Raw genomic sequence first — 10161 nt, forward strand, 5'->3', positions numbered from 1 at the left:
CGTCTCGACGCGATGTTGGATGTGCCCGGTTCACCCGTGCCGGACTGGCCTTCGCGGCGTAAGACGCCGCTGCTGCGCCGTGACCTCGCCGTGCTCGGCGTGGCCGAGGCCACACTCGCGGCACTGCCACGGCCGAAGGTGCCCGCGGTCCCCGACGTCGCGGCGGCCATGGGCGTGCTGTACGTCTTCGAGGGGGCGACGCTGGGCGGGCGGTTCATCGTTGAACAGGTCGCGTCCACCGAGGTGCCGGCCGCGGCCACAGCGTTCTTCGGCTCCTACGGCGACGAGGTCGGCCGGCGCTGGAGCCAGCTGCGCCACGCCCTGCGTGCCTGGTCGGGTGCGGACGAAGCACGCGTCGCGGCCTGCGCGGATACGGCCGAGGCGCTGTTCGGCGCCCTCGAGGTGGAGTTCTCCCGATGAGCGGGGGCGTCCCGCGTGTCACCGGCGCGCCCGGGTCCGCGCGCGAGGCCGATCCGTCCGGGGCGGTCGCCGGGCCGTTCGAGGAGCCGCTGGAACCACGGTTCGACGGGCCCGTCGACCTGACGAACTGCGACCGGGAACCGATCCACATCCCGGGCAGCGTGCAGCCGCACGGCGTGCTGCTCGCCGTGCGCACCGACGACGATCTCACGGTCGCGCGGGTGTCGGCGAACGTGGCGGAGGCACTCGGGCGCGAGCCCGACCAGTTGCTCGGCCGTCCGCTGCGCGAGGTCGCCGGGCCGGCCGTGGCCAAGACCATCCTGGATGTGGTGCGCACCGCGTTCGACCTGCGCGAGGCGAGCCCGGTGGACCTCCTGCTCGGCGACGGGGACGACTGGCGGCACTACGACGCGCTGCTGCATCGGGTGGGCGAACTCGTCGCCTGCGAACTGCAGGCGGCTCAGGGCGTGCGTCCGCTGACCTATGTCGGCACCTACGCCCGTACCCGGCAGTCGGTGCTGCGGCTCAACGGCTCCCGCTCGCTCGCCGAGCTCTACGACGTCGTGGTCGAGGAGGTCCGGCGGCTGACCGGCTTCGACCGGGTGATGGTCTACCGGTTCGACCCGGAGTGGAACGGCGAGGTGGTCGCCGAGGCCCGCCTCGAGCGGCTCAACAGCTTTCGCGGCCTGCACTATCCGGCCAGCGACATTCCCGTCCAGGCGCGGGCGTTGTACGAGCGTTCCTGGCTGCGGCTGATCCCCGACGTCGACTATCAGCCGGTGCCGGTCGTGCCCGCCCTGGATCCGTCCACGGGAGCGGCGCTCGACCTCAGCGACGCCTGGCTGCGCAGCGTCTCGCCGATCCACCTCGAATATCTGCGCAACATGGGCGTCACCGCGTCGATGTCCATCTCGTTGCTGCGCGAGGGACGGCTGTGGGGGCTCATCGCCTGCCGCCATTACTCCGGCGCGCATGAACCCGGCTACGAGGTGTGCGCGGCCGCGGAGTTCCTCGGCCATCTTTTCTCGCTGCGCCTGGTCGCGCGGGAGGAGCAGCAGCATCTCGCCGCGTCGTTGGCCAGCCGGCGGGTGCTCGACCAGCTCGTCACCGCCGCGCAGCGCGAAGGGGTGTCCCTCGCCGGCCAGCTGACCACCGCGGCCCTGAACCTCACCCACCTGATCGGCTGCTCCGGCGCCGTGATCGCCGTGGACGGCGAGTACCGCACCGTCGGCGAGGTACCGCCGCGCCGGATCGCCCGCGCCGTCTTCGACACCCTCGGTTCCCAGGCCGAGATCCTCGCCTGTGACGCGGTCCCGACCGAGCTGCCGCAGTTCGCCGAGTACCGCGCCGTCGCCTGCGGCATGCTCGCCTTCCGGCTGTCCCGCGACGAGGGCGTCGCCTGGTTTCGTCCGGAGACCGTGCGCACCGTCGACTGGGGCGGCGACCCGGAGAATGCCAAGATCATCGCTGCGGAGGGGGACGAGGTCCGGCTCAGCCCGCGCCGCTCCTTCGACCGCTGGCGCCAGGTCGTGCGCGACCGGGCCCGTCCCTGGACCCCGCACGAGCTGGCCCTGGCTGACGAGCTGCGCCAGGCCCTCACCCGCGTCGCCTACGCCCGGGCCCGCCAGACCGCCGCGCTCGCCCGCCTCATGCAGGAGAGTCTGCTGCCGCGGCGCCTCGCGCCGATCCGCGGTTTCGAGCTCGAGTCCTGGTACAACCCGGCCGCGACCGACCGGGTCGGCGGCGACTGGTACGACGCCATCCCGATGCCCGACGGTCGCGTCGCCGTCGTCGTCGGTGACGTCGCCGGGCACGGCATCGCCGCCGCCGGCACCATGGCCCAGCTGCGCGGCGCCCTGCGTGCGTACGTCGTCGCCCTCGACCCCGCGTCGCGAGCCCCTGGCCCCGTTTGCTTGGTGCCCCGGTTACCGGCACCGAGGATGCCGGGGCCCGGATCGCCGGCGCCCGCACGGCTGGTTCTCGACCAGCTTGGCCGCCTGGTCGACGTCCTGCTCCCCGAGGCGATCGCGACAGTGATCGTCGCCATGGTCGACCCGGCCACCGGCGCGGTGGAGATCGCGTCGTCCGGCCACCCCCCGCCCCTGCGCCTCGCCGCGGCCGGTACGGCTTCCGTCGTCGATCTGGACGTGGCGCCGCCGGTCGGTGCCGTCGACCTCCTGAGCCTGACGCCGGCGGGGACGGAGCAGGCGGGGACGCCTGGGCCGCCGGTGGGCGTCGAGACGGTCGTGCGGCTCGGGCCGGGCGACACGCTGGTGCTGTTCAGCGACGGTGTGACCGAACGACGCGGCGAGGCGCCGGACGTCGGTATCGAACGGCTGCGCGCCGGGGCCGAGCGGGCCGCGCCGGGCGCCGAGAACCTGCGGGCCCTCGGCGACGACCTGTTCGACACCTGCCGTGACCCCGACAGCGACGACGATGCCACCCTGCTCCTGCTGCGCCGACGGCCCGACGCCACGACGCCGCGATTCCCGGCTGACACGACTTCCAGCTGATCAGGGCGCCGGCGCCGGCTGACCGGTGCCCGGCCCGGCCGGCTCCTGCACGTCGAGAAGTCGAACCTGAGCGATCTCGTCGACCGGCTCGAACGCCGCGGTCCGGGACGAGCCGGTCTGACGCCGCCTGCGGTCCGGCGCCCGTCGCCTGCCGGGTGACTTGCGTTTTGCCCGGTCTCGGGGCGGCGTGCTGGGTATGGTGCTGGACGGCAGCGCTGATGAGGCGCCCACCCGGTGCCGGTGCGTACCCGTTGACAGGGGCAGATACCGGGCGGCAGGGAGGGCGTCGCGACGGAGGGAGCGTTCGATGGTCGACTTCAAGGGTGCGTTCGACAAGCTCGGTGACCTGGCCGAGAAGCACGACGACAAGATCGACAGTGCGGCCGAGAAGCTCGGTGACCTGGCGGACGACAGGACCGACCACAAGCACTCCGAGCACATCGACCGTGCCGTCCGCGAGATCCAGGACCGCACCTGATCGGCGGCCGCATCTGATCGGCGTCGGTGCCTGATCGGCGTCGATCGGCATGACGATCGCGGGCGGAGGCAGGTCCCGCGGGTGAGGAGGAGGCCGCGGTGGCCGTCCCGGTGCAGACGGACCCGGAGTGGCTGCGTGCCCGTCTTACCGCCTGGCTCGGTGACCATCCACCCCGGCTCGGCGCGTCACGTCCGTCCGGTGCCGGGGGTGACCCGGACGCGGGCGGCGGATCAGCTGGCCCGAACCCGTCCACCGCGGTGGAGACGGCGGCGGCGCGGTGGGAGCTGGGAACGCCGCGGACGACGGGGGACCAGGGGCTTTCCGGGGAGCTGGTCCGGGTCGAGGCGCACCGCATCGCGGTGGACGGCGCGCGGGCCGCGTGGCCGCTGGTGGTGCGGTTCGCGCCGCGGCGCTACCAGCTCTATCCGTGGGACCGGTTCGCCGACGAATGCCGGCTGGTCGAGATCCTGGCTCGCCACAGTGACGTCCCGGTGCCGCCGGTGTACGGCTACGAGCTCGACCCGGCGGTGCTGGGCGCGCCGTTCCTCGTGATGGGGCTGGTCGACGGGCAGGTGCCGCCGGACATCCCGCCATACCACATGGGTGGCTTTCCGTCGGAGCTCCCGCCGGATGCCCAGGCCCGGGTGTGGGATGCCGGGCTCGTCGCGATGGCCCTGGTGCACCGGCTGGACCCGGGCGTGCTCGGCGTGCGGTTCGCCGCCTGCCTGCCGGACGAACCCCAGCCGTCCCAGCCGTCCCAGCCGTCCCAGCCATCGCGGTTGCCCCAGCAGCGAGAACACGAGCCGGAACCGGCAACACCGGGCCAGCAGACCGCGCCGCCGGAGAGCATGCTGGGGCAGCTGGCCAGCTACGAGCGCCACCTGGACTTCTTCGCCCCGGCGGACGACACGGCCGAGACGGTCCAGGCGGCCGGCGCGTGGCTGCGGGCACACCCGCCGGCCGAACGCCATCCACCCCGGTTGCTGTGGGGCGATGCGCGACTCGGCAACCTGATCTTCCAGGGGGAGCGCGTCGCCGCGTTGCTCGACTGGGAGATGATGTCGATCGGGCAGCCCGAGTCCGACCTGGCCTGGTACCTGCACATGGACCGCTACCTGGGTGAGGGTGTGGGGACGACCCCCCTGCCCGGCCTGCCGGGGCGGGGGGCGACCGTCCGCCGTTACGCCGAGCTGCTCGGCCGGCCGCTGGACGACCTCGGCCCCTACCTGCTGTTCGCCTCGGTGCGCCACACCCTGCTCGCCGCGCGGGTGACCCGGCTCATCCGCGAGCACGGTCTGCTGCCAGCCGATCAGGTCCCGCCGATGGACCGATATTCCGCCGACCTGCTCACCCGCGTTCTCGCCGAAACCCGGGACCCGGACGAGCCGCGTCCCCCGCACCTGGCCCGGCATCCCTACCGGGCCCCTGAGCAGCGCTGAGAGCCAGCCCTCGCGATCGGCATGTTGTCAGGTCAGGTTTATCAACCTAGCCTGACAACATGCCCCTGGATGAGGTGGAAGCGGCGGACCCGGTGGCTGGGCAGGCGCTGGACCCGGACGTTCGGCAGTTGGCGCTGGCGCTGCGGCTCAGTGTGGGAATGCTGGTCCGGCGGTTGCGGCAGGTGGCGCCGACGGGTGGCCTGACGATCCCCGAATCGGCGGCGCTGGCCCGGCTCGACCGGGGCGGACCGGCGATCTCGGCGGCACTCGCCCGCCAGGAACAGATCAGCCCGCAGGCGATGGGGGCGACCCTGGGCAGCCTCGAGGCCCACGGTTTCGTCCAACGACATCGTGACCCCCAGGACGGTCGGCAGGTGATTCTCTCACCGACCGAGGCCGGCCTCGCCGCGCTCAACAGCCGCCGTGACGCGCGCACCGACCTGATCGCCGACGCGCTGGGCGCGGCGTACACCCCGGCGGAGCGTGCGCAGCTCGCCGCCGTCGCCCCGCTGCTCGCCCGACTCGCGGAGCGGCTCTGATGGCGGGTTCGGCCCGGGCGGTGGAACCCGGCCCGGATCCGAGCGACACCAGCTACCGCTGGGTCGCGTTGTCGAACACCACGGCGGCGGTGTTCATGTCGGCGCTGGACGGCTCGATCGTGCTCATCGCGATGCCGCCGATCTTCCGGGGCATTCACCTTGATCCGCTGGCACCGGGCAACGTCGGCTACCTGCTGTGGATGATCATGGGGTACCGGCTGGTGCAGGCGGTGCTGGTCGTGGCGCTGGGCCGGCTGGGGGACCTGTTCGGCCGGGTCCGGATCTACAACCTGGGCTTCGCCGTGTTCACGGCCGCGTCGATCCTGTTGTCGTTCGACCCGTTCGACGGTGGGCACGCGGCGCTGTGGCTGATCGGCTGGCGACTGGTGCAGGCGGTCGGCGGATCCATGCTGACGGCGAACTCGGCGGCCATCCTCACCGATGCGTTCCCGGCCGACCAGCGTGGCTTCGCCCTGGGGGTGAACTAGGTCGCGGCGCTCGCCGGCCAGTTCGTCGGGCTCGTCGCCGGTGGTCTGCTCGCCGTGCTGGACTGGCGCGCGGTGTTCTGGGTCAACGTTCCGGTCGGCGTGTTCGGCACCCTGTGGGCGTACCTGCGGCTGCGGGAGACCTCGACGCCACGGCGGCGCACCACCAGGCCACGCATCGACTGGTGGGGCAACATCACGTTCGCGGTGGGGCTGTCCGCCGTGCTCGTCGCCGTCACCCTTGGTCTGCAGCCCTACCACGGGCAGGCCATGGGTTGGCTCAATCCCCAGGTCCTTGCCCTGCTCGGCGGGGGAGTGGCGCTGCTGGCGGTGTTCGTGCGCGTCGAACACCGACATCCGGAACCGATGTTCGAGCTGGGGCTGTTCCGGTCCCGGGCGTTCACCGCCGGCAACCTCGCGGGTCTGGCGGTGTCGGTGGCCCGCGGCGGCCTGCAGTTCATGATGATCATGTGGTTGCAGGGGATCTGGCTGCCGCTGCACGGCTATGACTACGACGACACCCCCCTGTGGGCGGGGATCTACCTGCTGCCGTTGACCGCCGGCGTCCTGGTGGCGGGGCCGGTGTCGGGTTATCTGTCCGACCGGTTCGGGGCGCGGGGCCTGTCCACCTCCGGCATGGCGGTGTTCTCGGCGAGTTTCGTCGGCCTGATGCTGCTGCCGGTCAGCTTCTCCTACTGGATGTTCGCGCTGCTCATCGCGATGAACGGGATCGGCGCCGGCATGTTCGCCGCGCCGAACTCGTCCGCGATCATGGGGGCGGTGCCGGCGGACCAGCGCGGCGTGGCCTCGGGGATGCGCGCGACGTTCCAGAACTCGGGCACCGCGCTGTCCATCGGCGTGTTCTTCTCGCTGATGATCGCGGGCCTGGCCGCGACCCTGCCGAACGCCCTGGACGACGGGCTGCGCGCCCAGGGCGTGTCGGCGACGGTGGCGCAGCACGCGAGTTCCCTGCCGCCGGTGTCGTCGCTGTTCGCGACGGTCCTCGGGGTGAATCCGATCGAGCACCTGCTGGCCGACGACGGTGGGCTGGCCGCGGTGCCGGCGGCCCACCGGGCGACCGTGAGTGGCCACGAGTTCTTCCCGCGGCTGCTGGCCGGTCCGTTCCACCACGGCCTGCTGATCGTTTTCGGGGTCGCCGCCGGCCTCGGCCTCCTCGCCGGCCTGTCCTCGCTGCTGCGCGGCGCAACCCCGGTCACCTCGGTGCACCGCGCCGATCCCGCGACGTCACCGGACGCGGGGGCGGCACCGCGCGACGACGGCGAGCAGGGGCACGACGGCGCCGAGCCGGTTGCGCGCAACCAGGTGGCCGGCGACGGCGCCGACGGGGTCAGCCCGGCAGAGTCGAAGGCAGACCGAAGCGGGTGAACAGGCCGGTAGCGGTGAAGGCGCGGAAGTCCGGGCCGGCAACGCCGCGCCGGGTGACGTCAAGGAAGGTCGTGACCTCGGCGATCTGGTCACCGTCCCCGGCGAAGGTGAGCACGTTGATCGCGTGCGGCTGGAAGGGCGTGCCCGGCGGTTCGGTGGCCAGCACCGAGTAGGCGGCCAGTGCCGATTGCCCGTTCGCCGACGTCAGCACGCTGCGCCAACGAAAGTAGTGGAACGGGTTGGCGACGAGGAACGCGGCGATCGCCTCGTGCCCGTGGAACCACGCCGGCTGCGGCGGCATCGACCAGGTGGCGTCCGCGCGCAGCAGGCCGATGACCGCGTCGACGTCGGCGTCGTCCATCGCGGTGCGAAACCGTTCGACGGCCGCGTCGATCGTGGCGTCGCCGACCTGGCGCCGGGTGGCCTGCTGGGACCGCGCCGGCACCTTCTCCGCGACGATCGCCCGGGCCCGTTGCAGCGCGCTGTTGAGCGCACCGGTCGTCGTGTCGAGCAGACTCGCGGCGTCCCGCGCCGGATAGCCGAGGACGTCGGTGAGGATGAGCGCCGCCCGCTGGTTGGCCGGCAGATGCTGCCAGGCCGCGACCAGCGCCAGCTCGACGCTTTCGCGCAGCTCGTAGGTCTCCTGCGGATCCGGTGCGGCGCTGGCGGTGCCGAGGCCCAGGGCGGTGTCGGGGAACGGTTCGAGCCAGGCCGACTCGGCGATCGGCGGGCCCGCGGCGTCCGACGGCCCGGCCGCGCGGAACCCGGTGTCGACCGGCAGGGCCCGCCGCGACCGGCTACGGATCGCGTTCAGGCAGGTGGTCGTCGCGATCCGGTGCAGCCAGGTGCCGAACCGGGCCCGGCCGTCGAACCCGTCGAGGCCCTGCCAGGCCTTGACCAGGGTGTCCTGCAAGGCGTCCTCGGCGTCGAACAGGGAGCCGAGCATCCGGTAGCAGTGTGTTCGCAGCCGCGGCTGCAACGGGGTGACGAGCCGGCGGAACGCCTCCGCGTCCCCGGCCCGCGCGGCGGTGAGCAGCCGCTCCTCCTCTCCGTCGCGTTCGGCCTCGCGTTCGGCCTCGGGCTCGGGCTGGGCGGGCTGGATGTTCGTCGGGGTGCGGCGCTGCGTTGCGTCCATCTGACCTGGCTCCCTGGCGGCACATGGAACGTGTGGCTGGGTCAGAACCTACGATGAGCCACTGTGGAGTCCGAAGCCGACCGGGTCGTCCGCCTGCTCGCGGCGCAGGAGCAGGCGCTGGCGCTGTTCGACGAGATCGGTGCCCGCGCGCTGATCGCCCCCGGGCGCTCGGAACGTCAGGTCAGCGACCAGATCCGCGACCTGGCCCACGAGATGTTCGGCGTCGAGCGGCACTGGCACAAGCGGGTGGTGCGGGCCGGGCCGAACACCCTGCACCCCTACGCCGACAACCCGCCCGACCGCCTGATCGACGCCGACGACATCGTCTTCGTCGACCTCGGCCCCGTCTTCGCGGGCTGGGAGGCCGACTTCGGCCGCACGTTCGTCCTCGGTGGCGATCCCGTCAAGCATCGCCTGCTCGCCGACCTGCCCCGTGTCTTCGACGCCGGACGCGCCTACTTCGACGCCCATCCGGATGTCACCGGCGCCGAACTGTTCGCCGAGGCCGGACGGCTCGCGGGCGCCGCCGGCTGGACGTTCGGCGGCCCGATCGCCGGCCACCTGGTCGGTGAGTTCCCGCACGCCCGCATCCCCGGCAACAAGATCGAGTACTATGTGGCGCCCGGCAGCGCCCGGCCGATGCGCCGCCTCGACCACGACGGTCGCCGCTGCCACTGGATTCTCGAGATCCACCTCGTCGACGAGACCCGCGCCTTCGGCGGCTTCTTCGAGCAGCTCCTCGACCTCGGCCCCAGCGCGGATACCACCCTGCTGGGAGCTCAGGAGTCCTCGCGGGAGCGGCGTTCGCGGTAGTCGGCGGCGAGGGCGAGCAGGATCTGCTCGAGGCGGCGCACGGCCACCGGCATCCGCCGCGCGCGGCGGCGCTGTAGGACGAGCAGGACGGTCGCGTCGTCCGATTCGAGCGGACGGTAGGTGATCAGCCCGCAGCGTTCCAGCGGATCGCCGGCGACGCTGTAGTCGGGCAGGACGGTCACGTCCAGGCCCTGGGCGACCATCAGCTTGCCCATCTCCGCGCCGTCGGTCGAGTACGACAGGGCCGGGTTCGCGTCGCGCAGCAGACGGTGGACGTAGCGGTGCATCACGTAGCCGGAGCGCATCGCGATGAACGGTTCGGTCAGCAGGTCCGCCGGGCGAACGGTGGCCCGGGCGGCCAGCGGGCTGTCGGCGCGGCAGCACAGCACAGCACCGCCCGGCCGCGGACCAGTTCGACGGTCTCCAGGTCGGGGGCGACGTCGTCACCGTCCATCAGGTTGACCAGGCCGAGGTCGAGCCCGCCGTCGAGCAGCAACCGGTGGATGTCGGCCTGCTGGGTGTTGATGATCTCGACCTGGGTGGCCGGCTGGGCGGTGTGGAACGTGCGCAGGGCGGGCGCCAGCAGCGGCACGGTCGCGGCGTTCACCGTGCCGATGCGGATCATCTGGCTGAAGCGGTGCTGGTCGTCGGCGGCGGCGCGCAGCCGGTCGACCGCCTCGATCACCTCGGTGATGTGCGGGAGCAGTTCGGCGCCGGTCGCGCTGATCGTGGCACCGGTGCGGCGGCGCTCCAGCAGGGTGAGCCCGAGTTCGCGTTCCAGGTTGCGGATGGTCTCGGACAGCGCCGGCTGCGACATGTGCAGGGACTCGCTCGCCGCCCGCATCGATCCCAGGCGGACGATCGCCGCGAGGCACTCCAGCTGTTCGATCCGCACGACACACATCCTGGCGGGTGCCGTCACCGAGCGCGAGGCCGAGCTGGTGGGGGAGGCG

At 72.6% G+C, this 10161-nt stretch carries 9 protein-coding genes and 1 pseudogene; 7 read left to right on the plus strand and 3 right to left on the minus strand.

Annotation, left to right across the window (positions count from 1 at the left end; translation table 11 throughout):
• The 6 genes and pseudogenes from G6R24_RS14030 to G6R24_RS14055 form a co-directional block, all read left to right on the plus strand.
• Window positions 1-420, plus strand: a 420-nt coding sequence (locus G6R24_RS14030) for a biliverdin-producing heme oxygenase (protein WP_163549699.1), incomplete at its 5' end; no start/stop codon positions are given.
• Window positions 417-2933 (plus strand): SpoIIE family protein phosphatase, encoded by a 2517-nt coding sequence (locus G6R24_RS14035; protein ID WP_163549700.1) that lies wholly within the window; start codon window positions 417-419, stop codon window positions 2931-2933. The genes G6R24_RS14030 and G6R24_RS14035, both read left to right, overlap by 4 nt.
• A 307-nt stretch (window positions 2934-3240) precedes the next feature.
• Window positions 3241-3411, plus strand: coding sequence for an antitoxin (locus G6R24_RS14040; protein ID WP_163549701.1), 171 nt, complete (start codon window positions 3241-3243; stop codon window positions 3409-3411).
• Window positions 3412-3509: 98 nt separating this feature from the next.
• Window positions 3510-4850, plus strand: coding sequence for a phosphotransferase family protein (locus G6R24_RS14045; protein ID WP_163549702.1), 1341 nt, complete (start codon window positions 3510-3512; stop codon window positions 4848-4850).
• Between the two features lie 59 nt (window positions 4851-4909).
• On the plus strand, window positions 4910-5389 hold the full coding sequence (locus G6R24_RS14050; protein WP_163549703.1) for a MarR family winged helix-turn-helix transcriptional regulator: 480 nt from the start codon (window positions 4910-4912) through the stop codon (window positions 5387-5389).
• Window positions 5389-7260, plus strand: a pseudogene (locus tag G6R24_RS14055) (MFS transporter). Before G6R24_RS14050 ends, G6R24_RS14055 begins: the two are co-directional and overlap by 1 nt.
• Here the strand turns inward: G6R24_RS14055 and G6R24_RS14060 are convergent.
• Complete coding sequence (locus G6R24_RS14060) at window positions 7223-8395, minus strand: RNA polymerase subunit sigma-70 (RefSeq protein WP_163549704.1); 1173 nt, start codon at window positions 8393-8395, stop codon at window positions 7223-7225. The pseudogene G6R24_RS14055 and the gene G6R24_RS14060 sit on opposite strands and share 38 nt — an antisense overlap.
• Window positions 8396-8458: 63 nt before the next feature.
• On the opposite strand from G6R24_RS14060, the gene G6R24_RS14065 reads away from it, so the two are divergent.
• A complete protein-coding gene (locus tag G6R24_RS14065; RefSeq protein ID WP_163549705.1) occupies window positions 8459-9208 on the plus strand; it encodes a M24 family metallopeptidase in 750 nt (249 codons plus the stop codon).
• Here the strand turns inward: G6R24_RS14065 and G6R24_RS24555 are convergent.
• Complete coding sequence (locus G6R24_RS24555; RefSeq protein ID WP_254592534.1) at window positions 9175-9597, minus strand: LysR family transcriptional regulator substrate-binding protein; 423 nt, start codon at window positions 9595-9597, stop codon at window positions 9175-9177. The two genes, G6R24_RS14065 and G6R24_RS24555, sit on opposite strands and share 34 nt — an antisense overlap.
• On the minus strand, window positions 9531-10161 hold a 631-nt coding region (locus G6R24_RS24560; RefSeq protein WP_263864063.1), incomplete at its 5' end, for a LysR family transcriptional regulator. The genes G6R24_RS24560 and G6R24_RS24555, both read right to left, overlap by 67 nt.

The organism is Candidatus Frankia nodulisporulans (assembly GCF_902806475.1).
Classification (GTDB): Bacteria; Actinomycetota; Actinomycetes; order Frankiales; family Frankiaceae; genus Frankia; species Frankia umida.

Coding starts and splice junctions, on each gene's coding strand:
- G6R24_RS14035 (WP_163549700.1), top strand. CDS start 417: ATGAGCGGGGGCGTCCCGCGTGTCACCGGCGCGCCCGGGTCCGCGCGC.
- G6R24_RS14040 (WP_163549701.1), top strand. CDS start 3,241: ATGGTCGACTTCAAGGGTGCGTTCGACAAGCTCGGTGACCTGGCCGAG.
- G6R24_RS14050 (WP_163549703.1), top strand. CDS start 4,910: ATGCCCCTGGATGAGGTGGAAGCGGCGGACCCGGTGGCTGGGCAGGCG.
- G6R24_RS14060 (WP_163549704.1), bottom strand. CDS start 8,395: ATGGACGCAACGCAGCGCCGCACCCCGACGAACATCCAGCCCGCCCAG.